We start from the raw sequence: 18,611 nt of genomic DNA, 5'->3' as shown, positions 1-18,611 counted from the left end.
CACAAGTAATAATTCGGGCATGCGATCTCGTTGGTTCGGCGTGCTTCTCGTAGCGGCCGCCACCGTCGCCGGGGCCACCCCGGCGACGGCGCTGGCGGATGCGCCCGGCGGCGTGACGGCCCGGTACACGTTCGACGGACGGGCCGGCGCCATCCTCGACGGTTCCGGGCGCGGACACACTCTCCTCGTCGTCTCCGGCCACGGTGGCGCGGTGCGGTCGGTCGTGCACGGCCAGGGTGCGGCGCTCGCCTTCCCGGCCCGATGCGCGGCCCGGGTGGCGATCTGCCCGCACGTCGCGCTTCAGGCGCCGAGCTCGGCCGACCTCAACCCGGGGACCCGCGACATCTCGTACGGCGCCGACGTGCTGCTCGCCGCCGGGCAGACCAGCAAGGGCCAGAACATCGTGCAGAAGGGCTACTCGGCCACGAGCAGTCAGTGGAAGCTCCAGGTCGACGGGGCGGCCGGCCGGCCCAGCTGCGCGCTGGTCGACGACAAGAAGCCGGCCATCCGCCTGGTGACCAGCTCGGTAAGTGTCGCGGACGGCAGGTGGCACGCGATCGTCTGCCGCCGGACCGGCACCACCCTGGCGGTGACGGTCGACGGTGTCGAACGGGGCAGCGTGGTCGTGCCGGCCCAGCTGACGGTGACCAACAACCTGCCGCTGAGCATCGGCGGCAAGGGTGCCTACGTCGACAACGACCAGTTCAACGGGGCCCTCGACAACGTCTGGGTGCAGATCGCCGGCTAGGCCGGTGGTTCGAGGCCGGTGGCGACGGCCCCGAGCAGGTCGGCCCGCGCGGTGTCGCCCGACAGCTCCCAGGCGAAGGCGCCGCCCAGCGACTTCTCCCGCGCGTACGCCATCTTGGTCCTGATGGTCGTGGGGGTGTCGTAGGACCACCACTCGGTGCCGCAGTGCGCATAGGCGGTGCCGCCGATCGTGCCGGTCGGTGGGCAGCGGAAGATCAGCACCGCGTAGTCCTCGAGCCCCTTCTCGAAGCGGCCGGCCGCCGGACCGGTCGCGGTGCCGCCCGGCGCCGCCGACGTGACGCCGGTCCAGCCGCGGCCGTAGAAACCGATGCCGAGCAGCACTTTCCGGGCCGGTACGCCGAGCCGGAGCAGCTCGTCGACGGTCGACGTGGTGGTCGCCGTCGGCCGGGGGATGCCCGGGTAGGACGTCAGCGGCGAGTGCGGGGCGGTGTGGTTCGAGTCGTCGGTGCCGAAGTAGTCGTAGGTCATCGCGCTGAGCCAGTTCGCGGTGCGGGACGCGGCGAGGTAGTCGGCCGCCTCGAGCTTGCCGAGGTCGGCCGGGACGGCCGCGCTGATCAGGGCCTGGCTGCCGAGGGAGCCCCGGAGCGCTTGCAGCAGACGAGGCAGGGCGGCCGGCCCGCTCCGGTCGCACTGCCGGCCGCACGCGTTCGGATATTCCCAGTCCACCTCGATACCGTCGAACAGGCCGGCCCAGCGCCGGTCGGTCAGCAGGGCGTGACAGGACGTGCCGAAGGTCTCCGGGGCGCGGGCCGCGGCGGTGAAGCCGGCCGAACCGTTCCAGCCGCCGAACGACCAGATCAGCTTCAACCCCGGATGCTTCGCCTTGAGCTTGCGGAGCTGGCCGAAGTTGCCACGCAGCGGGGCGTCGGGGGCATCGCCGACCCCGTCCACACTGTCCGCGGCCGAGATCGGCTTGGCATGGTCGGCCCAGGCGTCGGCGACCGCGCACCGGCCGTCGGTGACCTTGCCGAACGCGTACACCAGATGGGTGAGCCGGGCCCCGGACCCGCTCGTGTCGAGGTCTTTCACCTGGAAGTCGCGACCGTAGACACCCCAGTCGGTGAAGTAGCCGACGATCTTGACGGACGGGGCGGTCCTGGTCGGTGGCGGGGGCGCGCCGGAACAGGCCGCGAGCAACAGCACGAGCAGAAGGGCTGGTCGGCGCACCGGGCCGAAGCTAGCCGGGCGGACCGGGCGGCCGGCCGGTCCGTCCCCCGAACGGGTGTCGTGATTCCGGGCACGCCCGGCCCTCGAAACCGAGGTCTGTGCGATCGTTTCCCGGTGGCCGTAGCCCCGCATGAGCCGTCGCCCGCGCCGACCACCCGGGACGTGCGGGCCGAGGTGCGTGCCCTGCTGAGCTGGCGGCGCATCGTCAAGCGGACGCGAGCCGTGCTGCGCAGCGCCGTCGTCACGTTCGTGGTGCTGACCGCGACCCTGTGGTTGATGCCGGGAGTGGCCAGCGCCGATCTCGTCGACACGCTGGGCCTGGTGCTGCTGGTCGCCGGGGTCGGCGCGGTAGTGCGGCCGCTGCTGCTGGTCGGCATCGTGGCGCTGGGCGGCTGGGGGGCGATGCTGCTCGGCGTGGTCGCCCAGATCACCGTCATCGTGGTGGCCCTCGAACTCGACCCGGCCGAGCGGATCAGCGGCCTGCCGTCGCTGGTCTTCGCCGCGATCATGGCGGTGGTCTTCGCCGCCATCATCGACTGGATGCTCGACTCCGGCTCCGACGACACCTTCGTCAGGGAGGCCAAGCGCCTCATGCGCGGCGTGCGGCGGCGCCAGGCCCGGCAGGCCGGCGGATCGTTCCTGAGTCTGCACCGGCCCCGGCCCGGCACCGAGCCGGGCCTGCTCCTGCTCCAGTTCGACGGGTTGAGCGAGCCGGTGCTGCGCTGGGCGATCCGGGCCGGGAACCTGCCGACGCTCGGACACTGGCTGCGCTCCGGCAGCCACACCATGGTCGGCTGGCACACCGGGATGCCGGCCACCACCCCCGCGTCGCAGGCGGGCATCCTGCACGGCGCCAGCCGGCAGATCCCCGGGTTCCGGTGGTTCGAGAAGGACACCGGCAAGCTCATGGTCACCAGCCGGCCCCGGGACGCGGCGGTGATCGAGCCGCGGCTGTCCGACGGGCGCGGGCTGCTGCGCGACGGCGGGGTGAGCATCGGTAACGCGTTCAGCGGGGACGCGGTGGTCAGCCTGCTCACGGTCAGCCGCGCGGCCCTGCCCGGCCGGTCGGCCCGGGGCTGGGCGGCGTTCATGGCCTCGCCGTACGGCTTCACCCGCGCCCTCGTGCTCGGTGTCGGCGAGGTCTTCACCGAGTTGCACCAGGCCCGCCTCCAGCGCCGGCGCAACCTGCAACCCCGGGTGAGCCGGTCCGGGAAGTTCCTGGCCCTGCGGCCGGCCTCGATGCTGCTGCGCGACGTCAACATCTCGCTGATCGCCGAGCAGATGGCCCGCGGCGCCCCGGTCGTCTACTGCGACCTGGTCGACTACGACGAGGTGGCGCACCACGCCGGCCCGGCCCGGCCGGAGTCGATGCGGCAGCTGGAAAGCCTCGACCGGATGCTCGGCGTGCTCGAACGGCTCGCCCCCGAGGCGGCCCGCCGCTATCACATCGTCGTGCTCTCCGATCACGGTCAGAGCCAGGGCGCCACGTTCCGGCAGCGCTACGGCGAGACGCTGAAGAACCTGGTGGAGAGGCTGTCCGCGGCCGAGTCGAACGCACTCGACACGCCGGCCGAGGAGGAGGCGGCCCCGACCGCGCCGCTGCTCGTGGCCTCGTCCGGCAATCTGTCGCTGCTCTACCTGACCCGTTACCCGCACCGGCTCAGCCGCGCCGAGATCGACGACGCCTATCCGAAACTGGTGCCGGGCCTGGTCGCGCATCCGGGGATCGGTCTCGTGGTGGTGCGCGACGAGGACGGCCCGGTGGCGCTCGGCACCTCCGGCCGGCACCGGCTGCGGGACGGCCACGTCGAGGGCGTCGACCCGCTGCTGCCGTACGGTCCGCAGGCCCGCACCGACCTGCTGCGCCACCAGGAGTCCGCGCACGTCGGTGACCTCGTGCTGATCTCGTCGGTCGACCCGGTGACCGAGGAGGTGGCCGCGTTCGAGGAGCTGGTCGGCTCGCACGGCGGGCTCGGCGGCTGGCAGACCGACGCGGTGCTGGTGCACCCGGCCCGGTGGCCGGTCGGCCGGCCGGAGCTGGACGGCCCGGACGCGGTCCACCGGCAGCTCGTCGAGTGGCTGGACATGCTCGGACTGCGCACCCAGCCGGTCGAGGCCGACGAAGCGGGATCTTCGACCCCGAGACTTTCCCGTGCGCATGACGGTTAAGACTTTGTGCCCGCCCTCCGCAAAGCCGCCGTTGCCCTGTTCGTCCTCGTCCTAGGCCTGGCCACGCCGGCCTCGGCGGTCGGCGTGCGGGTGCGGGACCAGGCGCCGACATTCAACGGGGGCGTCTATGCGATCGCCCATCGTGGACCGATCGTCTACCTCGGTGGCGCGTTCACCAGCGCCACCTATCGCGGCCGGATCTATCCGCGGCTGCGGCTGGCCGCTCTCGACGCCCGTACCGGCGCGCTGCTGAGCTGGGCGCCCGCCGCCGACGGCACGGTACGTGCCCTCCAGTCGGCCGGGGACACCATCTATGCCGCCGGCGACTTCCACGCGGTGGGCGGGCAGGTGCGTGATTCGCTGGCGGCGCTCAGCCCCGGAAGTGGTGCGGTGCTCTCGTTCCGGCACACGCTCACCGGCACCGCCTACACGCTGACAAGTGGGAACGGCCGGCTCTACCTGGGTGGCTCGTTCTCCGATGTGGATGGTCACCGGCGGGCCGGGCTCGCCGCCTTCACCCTCGCGGACGGCGAACTGGACGCAGTGTGGCGGCCGCGGGCTGACGACACGGTGCACACGCTTGTCTCGTACGGCGGGCGCGTCTTCGTCGGCGGTAGCTTCCACAGCATCGACGAGGTGCACGGCACCCTGCGGCTGGCCGCGTTGCACGGCCGGACCGGCAGGGTGCAGGAGAAGTTCCTGCCCCGGCCGCCGGCCGAGGTGCGGTCCATCGCGGTCGACCAGGCCGGCGTCTATGTGGCCACGGCCGGGCTCGGCGGCCGGGCCATCGCCTACTCGTTCAACGGTGCGGTGCGCTGGCAGCGGGTGTTCGACGGGGATGCGGCCACGATCGCCACCGTAGGCGGCCTCACCTATGTCGGCGGGCACTTCGACAGCGCCTGCCTGACGAGCCGGAACGGCGCTCACGGCGTCTGCGTGGACGGCTCGCAGCCGCGTTACAAACTGGCCGCGGTGACCGCCACCGGAGGGCTGGCGTCGTGGGCGCCGAAGGGCAACGGCGTGATCGGGGTGCGGGTGCTGAGCGTCAACCAGGCCACCGGCACGCTGGAGGCGGGTGGCGACTTCACCACCATCGACGGCCAGGACCGGCGCCGGCTGGCCGTCTTCTGACCGTCCTCAGAGGATTCCCCGGCGCTTGCCGAATCGCTGGGTCACCGCCCACCACCGGGTCGGGGTGAGCCGGACGAGCCAGTCGCCGGCTTTCGCCTCCTTGGTGAGCACCAGGCGGGGCCGGCGTGCCTGGATCGCGGCGACGATCTGGCGGGCGGCCTCCTCGGCCGGCAGGGTCAGCGCCGCCTCGGCGAACCGCTGAGCCTGTTCGATCTGTTCGCCGTCGGGGTCGGCACCACTGACCCGGGCCGCGGCGGCGATGTTGGTCTTGATGCCGCCCGGGTGCACGACGGTGACGCCGACGTCGCGCGGTTCCAGCTCGTGGCGCAGCGCGTCGGTGAAACCGCGCACGCCGAACTTGCTTGTCGCGTAAGCCACCTGACCCGGTGGCGCGACCAGACCGAACAGGCTGCTGATGTTCACCAGGTGGGCGCCCGGCCGAGCCAGCAGCTGCGGCAGGAACGCCTTAGTCATCCGGATCACGGCATGCAGGTTGATCTCGAGCAGCCAATCGAAATCGGACATCTGGTTCTGCTCGAACGTGCCCATCAAGGTCACGCCGGCGTTGTTGATCAAAAGGTCGACCCCGCCGTGCCGAGCGGCGATCTCGGCGGCCAGATCGAGCCGGTCGGCCCCGTCGCTCAGATCGACGACGTACGTCGTGACCTCCGCCGCCCCCATCTCGCGGGCGAGGGCCGCGACCCGCTCCACCCCGGGCGCGTCGATGTCGAGCAGCGCCAGCACCGCCCGCCGCTTGGCCAGCTCGAGCGCGAGGGCCGCGCCGATGCCGCTGGCGGCCCCGGTGATCAGGCAGACGCGCCCGGCGAAGGCGAACCTCTTCATCGCTTTTCCACCGGTGCGAACCGCATCTTCCCGGCACCGATCCGGCCGTCAACCCGATCACTCATCCGCCCATTATCGGGCCGCCGGACCGTAAGCTGCGGATCATGACAGCGCCCCGTTCGCTCGGCCCGCTCGTTAGCCCGCAAGCCGTGCTCGCCCCGCTCACCGACGCCGCCGTCTTCCTGGTGCTGACCGTCCGGCCGGGCGGCGAGGCGGCCGTCCGGGACCTGCTCGAAGACCTCAGCGGCCTGCAACGATCCGTGGGCTTCCGACTGCCGGCCGCCCAGCTGTCCTGCGTCACCGGCATCGGCCGCGAACTGTGGGACCGGTTGTTCACCGGCCCGCGACCGGCCCAGCTGCATAAGTTCCGGGCCTGGAAAGGACCGCGGCACACCGCCCCCGCCACCCCCGGTGACCTGCTTCTGCACATCCGGGCCGGGCAGATGGACGTCTGTTTCGAGCTCGCCTCGAAGATCGCCGAGCGGCTGCGCGACGTGGCCGACGTGGTCGACGAGACGCACGGCTTCAAGTACTTCGACGAGCGCGACCTGCTCGGTTTCGTCGACGGCACCGAGAACCCGACAGGTGCCGAGGCGTCCCGGCACGTGCTGGTCGGTGCGGAGGACCCGGACTTCGCCGGCGGAAGCTACGTGCTGGTGCAGAAATATCTGCACGACCTGACCGCGTGGAACGCGCTCACGGTGGAGCAGCAGGAGGCGGTGATCGGGCGGACGAAACTCGACAACATCGAGATCGCCGACAAGGCCGCCAACTCGCACGTCGCCCTCAACACGGTCGACGACCCGGACGGCAACGAGCTGAAGATCCTGCGCGACAACATGCCGTTCGGCTCGATCAAATCGGGTGAGTTCGGGACCTACTACATCGCCTACGCGGCCACGCCCGACGTCCCGGAACTGATGCTGCGCCGGATGTTCCTGGGCGAGCCGGCCGGCAACCACGACCGGATCCTCGACTTCTCCGTCGCCACCACCGGCTCGCTGTTCTACGTCCCGACCGCCGAGTTCCTGGACGACCTCCCCGGCTGATCACCGAGCAGACCGGCCAGATCGAAGAGCGACGTCAGGCGTACGTCTCCCGACAGCCCCCGCAGCGCGGCGGTGCGCGCCCCCGCCGCCCGAGCCGCCTCCAGCCCCACCTCGGCATCCTCCACGACCAGGCAGTTCGCCGGGGCGACGCCGAGCAGCTCGGCCGCTTTGCGGTAACCGGCCGGATCGGGCTTGCCGACCGCCACGTCGTCGGTGGTCACCAGCACCTGCGGGGCGATCCCGGCGGCGGCCAGCCGGGCCTTCGCCAGCCGCCCGTCAGCGCTGGTCACCACCGCCCACGGCAGTCCGAGCCGGGCCAGCACCTCGAGCGTCTCGAGCGCGCCCGGCGCGGCCACGACGTCGGACAGATCGTCGTACTGAAGCTCCAGCTGCCGGATCGAGGCCCGCGTCAGGTCCGCGTCGCTCAGGTCCGGGAGCAGCTTGCGGACGGTGGCCGAACTCGGGGCGCCGTGCGCCATCCGGTGAGCGGTGGGGCCGTCCACGCCGTACTCCACGCCCCAGGCCAGCCAGGAACGCTCGACCGCCCGGTCGGAGTCGACCAGGGTGCCGTCCATGTCGAAGAGGACCGCTGCGATCTCTGCCTTGATCTCCGCCACCTGAAGCCTCCACAGCTCGGACGTGGTCGCCGCCGTCAGTCTTCATCTTGCCCGCCGAAGCCGCGGCGGAGCCCCGGGCCGGGGTCGGTCCGGGCGCCGGGACGCCGGGACGCCCGGGACGCCACAGCCCGCCCGCCCGTGGGACGGGCGGGCTGTGGCGGTCTCGTGGTTCGTCAGCGACCGGTGGTCCGGCGCGTGTTTCGTGGGGTGGCGGCCGGCTCGGCGGTGGCCTTGCGCGTCCGGCTCGCGGCGGGGCGGCCGGCCGCCGCACCGGCAGCCGAGTCGAGCGCCTTGGTCGCCGCGCTGCGCGTCCCCGACCCGCGGGTCCGGGAGGTGCCGGCCGGCGGCGTGATCGGCTGGGTGATCGGCTCGGCGTCCGATTCGGCCGCGGGCTCGGCGGGAGCGGCCGACGCCGGGGCCGTGGCGGGGATCGTGGCGGCCGGCGCGGGGGAGGCGGGGGCCGGCGCGACCGCGATGGCCGAGGGGGCCGGGGCGACCGAGGGGGCCGGGGCGACCGAGGGGGCCGGGGCGACCGCGCCGGCTGGAGTGGAGGCGGCCTGCTGGTCGCGTTCCTTCTCGCGGCGGATCAGTTCGGCCAGCACCGCTTTGTCGTACTTCGCGTCTGTTTCGGCCGACTTGGCGGAAGCCTTCTTGGCTCGGGTGACCGCCTTCCGGCGCGCCTTGGTCAGGCGGTCGCGGTCGCGCTTCTGCGTCTTGAGCGCACGCTTGAGGCGCTTGGCCTCGGCCTCCGCGTTGCGCAGGGCCTGCGCCTGCTGCCGGCCGAGGTCGGCGTTGGTGCGGAGCCGGTTGTCCAGGTCGGTGACGGCTTCGCGGGCCTTCGCGGCGGACGCTCCGGCGGTGGCGGACCGGGCCCGGCGACGGTCGAGCTGAGGGGTGGTCACGAACTCTCCTTCCGTTTCGCGACCTCCGGCGCGCCTAGGCCTGTTTCTCTTCGACAGGATCTTCGACGGGACCGTCGGCGGCTGCCTCTGCGGCTGCGTCCGTAGCTGCGGCAGTGCGAGCGCGCCGGCGTCTGATGTGCCGGAGGTGCAAGGTGACGTAGGCGATCACCGCGAGGGTGACGGCGGCGATCGCCCACCACTTGTATCGGTGTGCGTGCTCGATGATCTCGACCAGATGGGTCCCGAGCGCGTACGCGATGCCGGTCCACCAACCGACCCAGATCGCCGCCCCGATCGTGTTGTAGATCAGGAACGTGCGCCACGGCATCGCGGTGATCCCGGCGATCACTCCGTTGAACTGCCGGAGGCCGTCGATGAACCGGGCGATGACGACGATCCGACTCCCGCGTCGGGCGAAGAAGCCCTCGGCCCGAGCCAGGCGTTCCGGGGTCAGGAAGACATATTTCCCCCAGCGGTGCACTGCCTTGCGGCCGCCGCGCACGCCGATCCAGTAACCGACGTTGTCGCCGAGAACGGCGGCGACGAACGCGATCGCCGCCACGGCGAAGATGTTGAGGCGCCCGGCACCGGCGTAGATGGCCGCGGCCACCATGAACGTCTGACCGGGGGCGGGCACGCCGAAACTTTCCACGCCGATGGTCGCCGCTACGGACAGGTAGCCCCACCGATCGAGGATCGGGGCGACTCCGTGCAGGAATCCGGGAAGGTCAGGAGAAGGTGGCATCGCGTACCTACGGTAGCCGGACCCGGGTGTGTGAAACCTGCGGAGTCACTTCTTCTGGCTGATCCCTAACGAGTGGCGAGTTCGCTCGCTCGTGGCATGGTGCGCCGGAGCCGGGCGATGCCGCGCAGGTCCTCCTGCGCGGTGGCGAGGATGTCGACCTTGCTGTTCGGGTCGTCCACCCAGTCGACCGGCACCTCGTGCGTGCGCAGCCCGGCCCGTTCGGCCAGCACCAGCATCTCGGTGTCGAAGAACCAGTTGGTGTCCTGCACCAGTGGTAACAGCTGCCGCGCGACGTCGGCCCGGGTGGCCTTGAACCCGCACTGGGCGTCGGAGAAGCGCGCGCCGAGGGTGGCTTTGAGGATCATGTTGTAGGCGCGCGAGAGGAACTCCCGTTTGGGTCCGCGCACCACCTGCGAGCCGCGCTTGAGTCGCGACCCGATGGCCAGGTCGATGTCCAGGTAGGCGAGCACATCGGCATCCGAGTTGAGCCAGGCGTACTTGAGCGCCCGGCCGCGGCCCCTGGCGGCCAGGTGGACCGCGGTGACCTCGGGCAGGTCGACGGCGAGCCGCCCGGCCAGCAGCGGGGTCGCGTCGCTGCTGGCGTTGTCGGCGATGGTGATGCGGAACGGGAACGGCAGCACCGAGAGCAGGTAACCGTGGAGCCGGTGCACGCTTCGCTCGAGGTCGGCGGCTTCGTTGTAGACGGGGAGGACGACGTCGAGTACTGGTCTCATGGGCTCCACGGTCGGCGCGACCGCTTTCCGCGCGGTGTGCCGTCACTGTGCCGGGTCTGTGAATGTTGGCAGGCGGTTTCAGCGACGGGGACTCATGGGTATCACTCGGCCGGAGGCAACCCCCCGCTGATTGGAGCGCTCCCATGTTGGTCGTCGGCCTGATTCTTCTGCTGATCGGCATCTTCGCCCATATTTCGATCCTCACCACGATCGGCACCATCCTGCTGATCGTCGGCGCCGTGTTCTGGATCCTCGGCTCGGTGGGCCGTCCCATCGGCGGTCGCAAGTATTGGTATTAATGCATTTGTGCCATAGATGAGTATCTTTCCGCCGAGCGGCTCGCGACAACGAGCCGTTCGGCGGAGGCGTCTCTGTTGATCAACTGCTTAGCTCGGTGGTCATTTCCGGCCGAGAAGGGCGATCATGGGGGCTCACCGGCTCATCCCGGCGCGCAAAAACAGTGTCAAGATCAAGGCGACGTTCTGCGCGCTGATTCTTCTGGCGTCGTCATTCACTCTGGCTCAGACGAACGCCGGCGCCGCCGACGCGTTCTCGACCGTCCAACCCGGCTCGTTCACCGGTTACGCGTTCGACGCGTGCACCGCGCCGTCGAGCGCGTCGATGAAAGCCTGGCGGGCGAGCTCGCCCTACAAGGCGATCGGCATCTACATCGGAGGCGTCTCGCGCGGCTGCACGCAGGCGAACCTCACCGCCTCGTGGGTGCAGGAGCAGGTGAACGCCGGGTGGAAGCTGCTGCCGATCTACGTCGGGCCGCAGGCCAGTTGTGCCACCTCGCCCAAGAAGAACGTGATCGACAACCCGAACGCGTACGCGCAGGGAGTCGACGCCGGCGGTGATGCCATCGTCCAGGCCGTCTCGCTCGGGCTGGCCCGCAACAGCGTCCTGATCTACGACATGGAGTCGTACAACACCAACGACGCCACCTGCCGGTCCGGGGTCATGAACTTCATGAACGGCTGGTCGTCGCGTCTGCACAACGGCGGTTACTTCTCCGGTTACTACTCGAGCGTCAGCTCCGGTATCGCCGACCAGATCGCCTATTACAACGTGCCCGGCTACGTGAAGCCCGACTACATCGACTTCGCGCGGTGGGACTCGGTCGTCGGGATCGGCGACGCGAGCATCCCGACCGCCAACTGGCCCGGCCGGCGCCGGATGAAGCAGTACCGCGGCGGGCACACCGAGACGTACGGCGGCGTGACCATCAACATCGACAACAACTACGTCGACTTCGCCCCGCTGCCCGGTCCCACGATGGCCGACTTCACGAACAACGGCTGGTCGGACTTCCTCGCCAAGGACTGGCGGACCGGCGACGTCTATCTGCACTACGGCAACGGCGCGGCCGCGGGCGGACGCTCGGTCTTCGGCACCAACTGGGGGATGATGAACTCGATCATCCGGATCGGGGATCTGAACCGGGACGGCAAGGAAGACGTCGTCGCCCGGCAGAGCAACGGCGACCTGTGGTTCTATCCCGGCACCACGGCTGTCCACGGTGCCCGCAAGAAGCTGATGTCCGGCACCGGCGCGCTGCGCGAGATCACCCCGGCCGGCGACCTGAACAAGGACGGCTACCCGGACATGGTGGCGATCCAGGGTTCCAACCTGTACTTCTACCCGGGGGCGGCGGGCGCCAAGTTCGGCGCTCGCAAGGTGATCGTCAGCGGCGGCTTCAACACGCTCTACGAGTTGGCCGGCATCGGTGACTTCAACCGGGACGGTTACCCCGACCTGGTGGCGCGGCAGAACTCCAGCGGCACGCTGTACCTCTATCCGGGTCGCAAGGGCGCCTACGCCGGTCGTACGTCGCTCGGCACCGGGTGGAACGGCACGCGCGACCTCGTCGGCGTGGGCGACTTCGACCGGGACGGCTACACCGACATGATCGCGGTCCGGACGAGCGACGGTGCGCTGGTGCTGTACCGGGGCAACGGCAAGACGCTGACGGCGCGGACGCTGATCTCGTACTTCCCGTACATGTCACCTCTGCTCTGAGACAGCTTCAGGCCGGCCCGAACCGGGCCGGCCTGAAGCTGTCCAGGAGGTGTGAAGCTCTTAGATCTCGTCGCCGACCAGCTGGCCGCGCAGCTTGGTGAGCGCCTTGGTCAGCAGGCGGGACACGTGCATCTGGGAGATGCCGATGCGGTCCGCGATCTGCGACTGGGTCAGGTTGCCGTAGAACCGCAGGGTCAGGATCCTCTGCTCACGCTCGTCGAGCGTGGCGAGCGCGGGGCCCAGGGCGACGCGGGTCTCGGCCAGCTCGAACTCGTAGTCGGTGCCACCGAGGGTGTCGCCCAGCTCGGTCGTGCCGTCCGCCGAGATCGGCGTGCTCAGCGACGTGGCGTTGTAGGCCCGCGCACCCTCGAGACCCTCGAGGACCTCTTCCTCGGTGATGCTGAGGTGGGCGGCGATGTCGGTGACCGTCGGCGAGCGGCCGAGCGAGTGGGTCAGGGTGCTGTTGGCCTCGGTGATGGCCAGCCGCAGCTCCTGGAGGCGGCGCGGCACCCGCACCGACCAGGTGCGGTCGCGGAAGTGGCGCTTGATCTCGCCGATGATCGTCGGGATCGCGTAACCGGCGAAGTCGACACCGCGCTCGGGGTCGAACTTGTCGACGGCCTTGATGAGACCGACGGTGGCGGTCTGGATCAGGTCGTCGGTGGGCTCGCCGCGGCCGGCGTAACGGTTGGCGAGGTGGCGGGCCAGCGGCAGCCAGGCCTCGATCGCCGCGTCGCGCAGGCCTGCGCGGGACGGGTGACCGATCGGCATCGCGGCCATCGCGTTGAGCAGGTCGGCGGCGCTGTCCACCGGAGCCTCGGCGCCGGTCGAAGTGACCGACGAGGTTTGCGACGTCTGGGTGACGGTCATTACTTGGTCCTCCCTGGAACCTGGCCGGAGAGCCGGTCCGATGTTGCTGGACCCGGGCGGTCGGGTATCCCTATCGAATGACGACGGCAGTCGGTGAGACGTCCGTCGACCATGCACAGTAGGCCGTTCGGATACGCAGACACTAGCCGAGGGGAGGAGAAAAGACTAGCCGAAAGTATGAGTGACTTTGCGTGATGACAAGTAATACAACGTGATCATCGGCCACCGGGGTCCGGCTGTACGAATCCGGGTGGACTGGTCGGTCAATACCCATTTCCGCCGGTCCAGGCAAGATGGACGGGACGACCTCGCTGTCCTCCACAACGCGTACCCGAGGGCCGTCGAGATATGCAGTTGGACCCTCGCCGTTTTCGGTGACCTGGGTAACTTGCGGGCCGGGCTGCGGGAAGTCGGGTCGGCCGCCATCGCCACCGATCCGGGTGACTCCGTCGAGTGGATGCCCCTGGTCATGACCGAACTCGCCACCAACGCGCTGCGGCACGGACTCCCGCCGACCGTGGTGCGGCTGCTCCGCGAGGGAGATCGGCTGATCATCGACGTCGCCGAACGTTCGCACTCGACCTCGGTTGGTACTCGACCGATGTGACCAGACACGTCTGGGCCGGCTTCCCGAGCTGATTCCGTCCGGGGCTGGTAAAAATTCTTCCGTGGCGGACTCTTACAAGATCGGTCAGGAGCGCGCGGCCGACGGAGCCGCGACTCTTCTGCACATCAGCGGCGAGCTGGACATCACGGCACGCGACGACCTCGAGGACGCGATCCTGGCCGCGCTCCGCGCCGGCGGCGACGTCGTCGTGGACCTGGCCGGGGTGACCTTTCTGGACTCCGAGGCTCTCGGCGCGCTGATCGACGGTTACAACGAGGCCCGGGCCCGTCCCGCCGGCTTCCGCGTGGTCAACGCCCGCGGCCTGGTCGCTCGAGTGCTCCGGGTGTCCGGGGCACACGAGATTTTCGGCGCGTAGCGGATGGCCCTTCTCCTCACCTCGGCGCTGCTCGCCGGCGTACTCGTCTGGGCCGTCACCCGGCCCCGTGGCCTGCCCGAAGCGGCTCTGGCCGTCCCGGCCGCGCTGCTCGTCGTCGCGACCGGACTGCTGCCGTGGCGGGACGCGGTGGCCGAGACGCGCGAGCTCGGCCCGACCGTCGGCTTCCTCGCGGCGGTCCTTCTCCTCGCCTATCTCGCGGGGGAGCACGGTGTCTTCACGTACGCCGGAGCCCTGACCGCCCGGATCAGTGGGCATCGGCCGACCCGGCTGCTCACCGCGGTGTTCGTGGCCGCCTCGCTGACCACCGCCGTGCTCAGCCTCGACGCCACGGTGGTGCTGCTCACCCCGGTCGTGCTGGCCACGGCCGCGCGCACCGGCGCGCGACCGCGACCGGCCGCCTATGCTTCGGCGCACCTGGCCAACTCGGCCTCGCTGCTGCTGCCGGTGTCCAACCTGACGAACCTGCTGGCTTTCGCGGCGAGTGGGCTGACGTTCCTCGGCTTCGCGGCGGTGATGGCTCTGCCCTGGGTGGCGGTGATCCTCGCCGAGTACGTCATCTTCCGCTGGTTCTTCCGCACCGACCTGCGGGCGCCGACCGGCCGCACCGATGTCGGCTCGGCCCCCGCCGCACCGAAGTACGCCCTGGTCGTCCTTGTCCTGACGCTCGCCGGTTTCGCGGTGGCGGAGCCGCTCGGCGTACATCCCGCCTGGGTCGCCGCGGCCGGCGCGATCGCCCTCGCGGTGCCCCGCCGGGTGTCCCCGAAGGTCCTGCTCCGGGAGGCCAACCTGCCGTTCTGCGCCTTCGTGCTGGCGCTCGGCGTCGTGGTGCTCGCGGTTCGGCAGCACGGACTCGACAGCCTGGTCGGGGTGCTGGTGCCGGAGCGGAACGGGCTGCTGCAACTGCTCGCGGTGGCCGGCCTCGCCGCCCTGCTGGCGAACATTGTGAACAACCTACCGGCCACGCTGGTGCTGGTCCCGGCCGTCCAGGCGCGGCCGGCGCTGCTGCTGGCCGTGCTGATCGGGGTGAACGTCGGGCCGAACCTGACCTATGTCGGCTCGCTGGCGACGCTGCTGTGGCGGCAGATTCTGTACTCTCGGGAGCACCCGCCGGATGCCGGCGAGTTCACCCGGCTGGGCCTGCTGACGGTGCCGGTCGCGCTGCTCGCCGGGGTGCTCGCGCTCTGGCTCTCGCTTCGCTTCTTCCCGGTCGGTTAGGCCCGGACCGGAGAGGAGAACGCACCTCCGCCGCCGCGCCGGTGCCGATCCGGGGAACGACCGGGGTGATCCGGTGGGGGATCGGCGGCGGGGTGCGTTCGACTCAGCCAGTCTTATCGATGCATCTCGTAACATGCAAGAAATCTGAGTTACGGAACCTCAGAGAAGCATGCCGCCCGAGGCCTCGACGCGCTGGCCGGTGATCCACTTGGTGTTGTCGGCGAGCATCGCCACCAGCACGCCGGCGATGTCCTCGGGCTCGCCCATCCGGCCCAACGCGACCTGCCCGCTGATGTGCTCGCGGACCGCCTCGTTGCTGCGCAGCGCGCCGCCGCCGAAGTCGGTGCCGGTCGCGCCGGGGGCGACGACGTTGACACTGATCCCGCGTGGGCCGAGTTCCTTGGCGAGATAGCGGGTGAACACCTCGACCGCACCCTTGATCGACCCGTACGCGGCATAGACGCCATCACCGGTGAAGCGGGCCAGGCCGGTGGAGAGGTTGAGAATCCGCCCGCCGTCGGCGATGACCGGCAGCAGGCTCTGGGTCAGGAAGAACATCCCGCGCCAGTGCACGTTCACCAACTCGTCGAAGTCCTCGACGCTGAAGTCGGCGACCTTGCCGCCCTTGCCGACGCCGGCGTTGTTGATGAGGAAATCGAAGTTCTCCCGGTCGAACCGGTCCCGCAGGACTCCGCGAAGATCCTCGACGAACGACGGGTACGAGTCGAGGTCGCCGACGGTCAGCTTGAGCGCGACCGCGTCGATCTTTTCGCCCGGGTCGTCCCGGTAGGTGTAGATGACCTCGACGCCGGCGTCGATCAGGGCGAGCGCCGTGGCGCGGCCGAGACCGCGGTTGCCGCCGGTGATGAGTGCGATCTTTGACATGTCCTGCCTCTTCGTCAGACGGCCGCGAGCAACTGGAGCTTCTCGTAGCTCGGTGTACTCGGGGTGGCGGTGAAGACCAGCAGCACCTGCGACTGGTCGGGGTCGAACAACGTCTGGCAGTAGAGCTCCATGGCACCGAGCTCGGCGTGCTGGAATCGCTTGCGGTCGAGGTGGGTGAGACCGATCTCGTGGGACTTCCAGATCTCGGCGAACTCGGCACTGATCGTGCGGAGTTCGGCGACGATCTCGCCCGCTCGGCCGGCCGGCGCCGCCGCGTACGCCTCCCGCAGTTGCGCCGTGAAGATCCGCCCGTGCAGCGGGTGGTCCTCGGGCGGGTAGATCAGCCGCGACGCCGGCTCGGTGAACCACCGGTAGACCATGTAACGAGCCATGCCGGTCCAGCGCGTCTCGTCGCCCAGCAGCGCCACCGCCGGCCTGGTCTGGCGCAACGTCTCGCCGAAGCGGGACAGCACCATGGCCGGGGTGTCCTCGAGCCGGTCCAGGATCCGCATCATGCCGGGGCTGATGTGGTCGTCGCGCCGCATCCGGTGCGGCGCCGGGTGGCCGCCCAGCCGGAACAGGTGGTCGCGCTCCTCCAGGTTGAGGTGCAGGGCGCGGGCGAGCGCGGCCAGCATCTGCTCGGACGGAATCGGCCCGCGCTGCTGCTCGATCCGGCTGTAGTAGTCGGTCGACATGCCGGCGAGCGCGGCCACCTCCTCGCGGCGCAGGCCGCCGGTGCGCCGGCGCTGCCCCCGCGGCAGGCCGACGTCCTCGGGCTGGAGCGCCTCGCGGCGGGCCCGGAGAAAGTCGGCGAGCTGTGTCCGGTCCATGTCCGCACCCTCCCGTGTTCGACCTGACAAGACTGGCCCGAACCGCGGATCCGATGAAGGCCGGATCTATCCGGGGACAACCTGTCCCTGGCTCAGGCCGGCGGCGTCGTGGTGTGGTGCGCGGCCTGCCGCAGGTCGATCTCCTCGATCATCTCGCGGGCGATGTCCTCGGTGAGCCGGCGCTCCATCACCGCCTTGCCGAGCGCCGCCCGCTGGGCCTCGAACCGGGCGTCGTCGGTCTCGGCCGGCCCGGCGTCGGCCGCCGCGATGATCTGCCGCCCGACCTCGTGCTGGGCCCGGGTCTCGGCCCGCTCCGCGGTCAGGTCGAAGTCGAGCTTCCGGGACAGCCGGCCGACCGTGGTGCCCTGGATGAGCAGCGTGCCGAGGGTGACGATCAGGGCGATCGCCTGAATCGCGTCGCGGCCGGGGAACGGCTCGGTGGTGTGCTCGATCGTCTCCGGGATGGCCGCGGCGGCCGCCAGGGTGAGGATGCCGCGCATCCCGGTCCAGCCGACGAGCAGCGTCTGTTTCCTGGTCGGCGGGTCCAGCGGCGCGCCGCGCCGGCGGTTGCGCCGCTCCGACAGACGCTCGAACCGCGCCCGGAAGTAGACGTCCTCCTTGATCCGGCGCTGGGTCCGCTCGAACTGCCGGCGCCAGCGGCCGAACAGCACCCACACCGCCAGCATCCGGAACAGGATCGCGACGACGAGCAGCACCCCGGCCGCCACCAGGGTGCGCAGCAGTCCCGGGTCGTCCGACTCGGCAAGATCTTCAAGGACGAACCTCAACTGCAGGCCGATGTACGCGAATACGAACGTCTCCAGCAGGAAGTCCGCCACCGGCCAGAACGACTCCTCCTGCAGCCGGGTCCGGTAGGCGCCCGGGTATTGATGCTTCGGGTCGAGGGCCAGGTTGAGGCTCACCGAGAACGCGGCCGCCACCACCGCCAGGATGCCCGACGCGTGCGCCTCCTCGGCCAGCAGGAACGCGGTGAACGGCAGCAGCAGGACGAGCGTGGTCTCCAGCGTCGGGTTGCCGAGCCGCTTGCGCAGCCACAGCGTCGGTACCGACATAGCGGTGCCGATGAGGAGCCCGATACCGGCGTTGCGCACCAGGTCGACGGCACCCGACCCGAACGACGCGTGCTGGCCGTTGGCCGTGCCGAGGGCGATGGCGAACAGGGTCAGCGCCGTCGCGTCGTTCACCAGGCTCTCGCCGGTGAGGATCGAGGTGACCCGTTTCGGCAGCCCGATCTCGTCGCCGTGGGAGACCGTGGTGATCGTGTCGGGCGGCGCGAGCACCGAGCCGAGCAGGAACGCCGCCGCCCCACCGATCGTCGGCAGCAGCCACGTCGCCACCACCCCGAGCACTCCCGCGGTGATCAGCACGAGCAGGACGCCGAGCGTGAAGATCGCGTTCATGTTCGCGCCGAACGAGGAGAACGACGCGTTGCGGGTCGCCGAGTAGAGCAGTGGCGGCACCACGATCGCGAGGATCATCTCGCTGTCCAGTTCGAGGCGCGGCACCCCGGGAATGAACGACGCCGCGGCGGCCAGCACCACGATGATCCAGCCGGGTTCGATGTTTCGTTTGCGGGCCACGGCCGAGACCGCGATCCCCGCACCGATGATGAGCAGAAGCTGAACGCCGTTCACAGAAGATC

Annotated in this window: 18 protein-coding genes and 1 pseudogene; 9 read left to right on the top strand and 10 right to left on the bottom strand. The window is 70.3% G+C overall.

The genetic code is table 11. From position 1 onward, the window contains the following. Positions 1-19: 19 nt before the first annotated feature. On the top strand, positions 20-748 hold the full coding sequence (locus Afe05nite_RS10515) for a LamG-like jellyroll fold domain-containing protein (RefSeq protein ID WP_203816809.1): 729 nt from the start codon (positions 20-22) through the stop codon (positions 746-748). Here Afe05nite_RS10515 and Afe05nite_RS10510 read toward each other — a convergent pair. Next, positions 745-1,935, bottom strand: a complete 1,191-nt coding sequence (locus Afe05nite_RS10510; RefSeq protein ID WP_239117706.1) for a glycoside hydrolase family 18 protein — start codon at positions 1,933-1,935, stop codon at positions 745-747. The two genes, Afe05nite_RS10515 and Afe05nite_RS10510, sit on opposite strands and share 4 nt — an antisense overlap. A gap of 114 nt (positions 1,936-2,049) precedes the next feature. Between Afe05nite_RS10510 and Afe05nite_RS10505 the strand changes: the two genes are divergently transcribed. Together Afe05nite_RS10505 and Afe05nite_RS10500 are read left to right on the top strand one after the other, a co-directional pair. Continuing rightward, complete coding sequence (locus tag Afe05nite_RS10505; RefSeq protein ID WP_203816807.1) at positions 2,050-4,104, top strand: alkaline phosphatase family protein; 2,055 nt, start codon at positions 2,050-2,052, stop codon at positions 4,102-4,104. A 6-nt stretch (positions 4,105-4,110) separates the two neighbouring features. Continuing rightward, a complete protein-coding gene (locus Afe05nite_RS10500; RefSeq protein WP_203816806.1) occupies positions 4,111-5,235 on the top strand; it encodes an outer membrane protein assembly factor BamB family protein in 1,125 nt (374 codons plus the stop codon). Positions 5,236-5,241: 6 nt separating this feature from the next. Here Afe05nite_RS10500 and Afe05nite_RS10495 read toward each other — a convergent pair whose 3' ends face one another. Beyond that, positions 5,242-6,078 (bottom strand): SDR family NAD(P)-dependent oxidoreductase, encoded by an 837-nt coding sequence (locus Afe05nite_RS10495; RefSeq protein WP_203816805.1) that lies wholly within the window; start codon positions 6,076-6,078, stop codon positions 5,242-5,244. A 104-nt stretch (positions 6,079-6,182) separates the two neighbouring features. Between Afe05nite_RS10495 and Afe05nite_RS10490 the strand changes: the two genes are divergently transcribed. Beyond that, positions 6,183-7,127: a Dyp-type peroxidase gene (locus Afe05nite_RS10490; protein WP_203816804.1), complete on the top strand. Its 945-nt coding sequence runs from the start codon at positions 6,183-6,185 to the stop codon at positions 7,125-7,127. On the opposite strand, the gene Afe05nite_RS10485 is transcribed toward Afe05nite_RS10490, so the two are convergent. The 4 genes and pseudogenes from Afe05nite_RS10485 to Afe05nite_RS10470 form a co-directional block, all read right to left on the bottom strand. After that, positions 7,085-7,744: an HAD-IA family hydrolase gene (locus Afe05nite_RS10485; RefSeq protein ID WP_239117705.1), complete on the bottom strand. Its 660-nt coding sequence runs from the start codon at positions 7,742-7,744 to the stop codon at positions 7,085-7,087. The genes Afe05nite_RS10490 and Afe05nite_RS10485 overlap by 43 nt on opposite strands. Positions 7,745-7,917: 173 nt before the next feature. After that, positions 7,918-8,646 carry a hypothetical protein gene (locus tag Afe05nite_RS10480; RefSeq protein WP_203816803.1) on the bottom strand — a complete coding sequence of 243 codons (729 nt, stop codon included), beginning with the start codon at positions 8,644-8,646 and terminating at the stop codon, positions 7,918-7,920. Positions 8,647-8,680: 34 nt separating this feature from the next. Continuing rightward, positions 8,681-9,391 carry a DedA family protein gene (locus Afe05nite_RS10475; protein ID WP_203816802.1) on the bottom strand — a complete coding sequence of 237 codons (711 nt, stop codon included), beginning with the start codon at positions 9,389-9,391 and terminating at the stop codon, positions 8,681-8,683. Positions 9,392-9,486: 95 nt separating this feature from the next. Continuing rightward, a pseudogene (locus tag Afe05nite_RS10470) lies at positions 9,487-10,125 on the bottom strand (glycosyltransferase); the annotation flags it as partial. A 143-nt stretch (positions 10,126-10,268) separates the two neighbouring features. Between Afe05nite_RS10470 and Afe05nite_RS10465 the strand changes: the two are divergent. Both Afe05nite_RS10465 and Afe05nite_RS10460 read left to right on the top strand, forming a co-directional pair. Then, the gene (locus Afe05nite_RS10465) at positions 10,269-10,424 is read left to right on the top strand and encodes a DUF6131 family protein (protein ID WP_203816800.1); all 156 of its coding nucleotides are present in this window, start codon (positions 10,269-10,271) and stop codon (positions 10,422-10,424) included. 124 nt (positions 10,425-10,548) lie between these two features. Beyond that, positions 10,549-12,144: a glycoside hydrolase domain-containing protein gene (locus Afe05nite_RS10460; protein ID WP_203816799.1), complete on the top strand. Its 1,596-nt coding sequence runs from the start codon at positions 10,549-10,551 to the stop codon at positions 12,142-12,144. A gap of 60 nt (positions 12,145-12,204) precedes the next feature. On the opposite strand, the gene Afe05nite_RS10455 is transcribed toward Afe05nite_RS10460, so the two are convergent. Further along, positions 12,205-13,014, bottom strand: a complete 810-nt coding sequence (locus Afe05nite_RS10455) for a SigB/SigF/SigG family RNA polymerase sigma factor (protein WP_203816798.1) — start codon at positions 13,012-13,014, stop codon at positions 12,205-12,207. A 388-nt stretch (positions 13,015-13,402) separates the two neighbouring features. Between Afe05nite_RS10455 and Afe05nite_RS10450 the strand changes: the two genes are divergently transcribed. From Afe05nite_RS10450 to Afe05nite_RS10440, 3 genes are all read left to right on the top strand, one after another. Continuing rightward, positions 13,403-13,621, top strand: a complete 219-nt coding sequence (locus tag Afe05nite_RS10450) for a hypothetical protein (protein ID WP_239117704.1) — start codon at positions 13,403-13,405, stop codon at positions 13,619-13,621. A 61-nt stretch (positions 13,622-13,682) separates the two neighbouring features. Then, positions 13,683-13,997 (top strand): STAS domain-containing protein, encoded by a 315-nt coding sequence (locus Afe05nite_RS10445; RefSeq protein ID WP_203816797.1) that lies wholly within the window; start codon positions 13,683-13,685, stop codon positions 13,995-13,997. Between the two features lie 3 nt (positions 13,998-14,000). Then, on the top strand, positions 14,001-15,233 hold the full coding sequence (locus Afe05nite_RS10440; RefSeq protein WP_203816796.1) for an SLC13 family permease: 1,233 nt from the start codon (positions 14,001-14,003) through the stop codon (positions 15,231-15,233). A gap of 159 nt (positions 15,234-15,392) precedes the next feature. Here the strand turns inward: Afe05nite_RS10440 and Afe05nite_RS10435 are convergent, their stop codons facing one another. The 3 genes from Afe05nite_RS10435 to Afe05nite_RS10425 all read right to left on the bottom strand — a co-directional run bounded on the left by Afe05nite_RS10435 (position 15,393) and on the right by Afe05nite_RS10425 (position 18,603). Then, complete coding sequence (locus Afe05nite_RS10435; protein WP_203816795.1) at positions 15,393-16,118, bottom strand: SDR family NAD(P)-dependent oxidoreductase; 726 nt, start codon at positions 16,116-16,118, stop codon at positions 15,393-15,395. Between the two features lie 14 nt (positions 16,119-16,132). Further along, entirely contained in the window at positions 16,133-16,948 is an 816-nt protein-coding gene (locus Afe05nite_RS10430) for a helix-turn-helix transcriptional regulator (RefSeq protein ID WP_203816794.1), read from the bottom strand. Between the two features lie 92 nt (positions 16,949-17,040). Then, positions 17,041-18,603, bottom strand: a complete 1,563-nt coding sequence (locus Afe05nite_RS10425; RefSeq protein WP_203816793.1) for a cation:proton antiporter — start codon at positions 18,601-18,603, stop codon at positions 17,041-17,043. Positions 18,604-18,611 lie beyond the last annotated feature (8 nt).

The sequence above is a fragment of the Paractinoplanes ferrugineus genome (assembly GCF_016862195.1).
GTDB classification, from domain to species: domain Bacteria; phylum Actinomycetota; class Actinomycetes; order Mycobacteriales; family Micromonosporaceae; genus Actinoplanes; species Actinoplanes ferrugineus.
The sequence above is the reverse complement of the archived record's forward strand: the minus strand, read 5'-3'. Positions and strand labels throughout refer to the sequence as shown.

Coding starts and splice junctions, on each gene's coding strand:
- Afe05nite_RS10460 (WP_203816799.1), top strand. CDS start 10,549: ATGGGGGCTCACCGGCTCATCCCGGCGCGCAAAAACAGTGTCAAGATC.
- Afe05nite_RS10455 (WP_203816798.1), bottom strand. CDS start 13,014: ATGACCGTCACCCAGACGTCGCAAACCTCGTCGGTCACTTCGACCGGC.
- Afe05nite_RS10495 (WP_203816805.1), bottom strand. CDS start 6,078: ATGAAGAGGTTCGCCTTCGCCGGGCGCGTCTGCCTGATCACCGGGGCC.
- Afe05nite_RS10435 (WP_203816795.1), bottom strand. CDS start 16,118: ATGTCAAAGATCGCACTCATCACCGGCGGCAACCGCGGTCTCGGCCGC.
- Afe05nite_RS10430 (WP_203816794.1), bottom strand. CDS start 16,948: ATGGACCGGACACAGCTCGCCGACTTTCTCCGGGCCCGCCGCGAGGCG.
- Afe05nite_RS10475 (WP_203816802.1), bottom strand. CDS start 9,391: ATGCCACCTTCTCCTGACCTTCCCGGATTCCTGCACGGAGTCGCCCCG.
- Afe05nite_RS10490 (WP_203816804.1), top strand. CDS start 6,183: ATGACAGCGCCCCGTTCGCTCGGCCCGCTCGTTAGCCCGCAAGCCGTG.
- Afe05nite_RS10465 (WP_203816800.1), top strand. CDS start 10,269: ATGTTGGTCGTCGGCCTGATTCTTCTGCTGATCGGCATCTTCGCCCAT.
- Afe05nite_RS10440 (WP_203816796.1), top strand. CDS start 14,001: ATGGCCCTTCTCCTCACCTCGGCGCTGCTCGCCGGCGTACTCGTCTGG.
- Afe05nite_RS10515 (WP_203816809.1), top strand. CDS start 20: ATGCGATCTCGTTGGTTCGGCGTGCTTCTCGTAGCGGCCGCCACCGTC.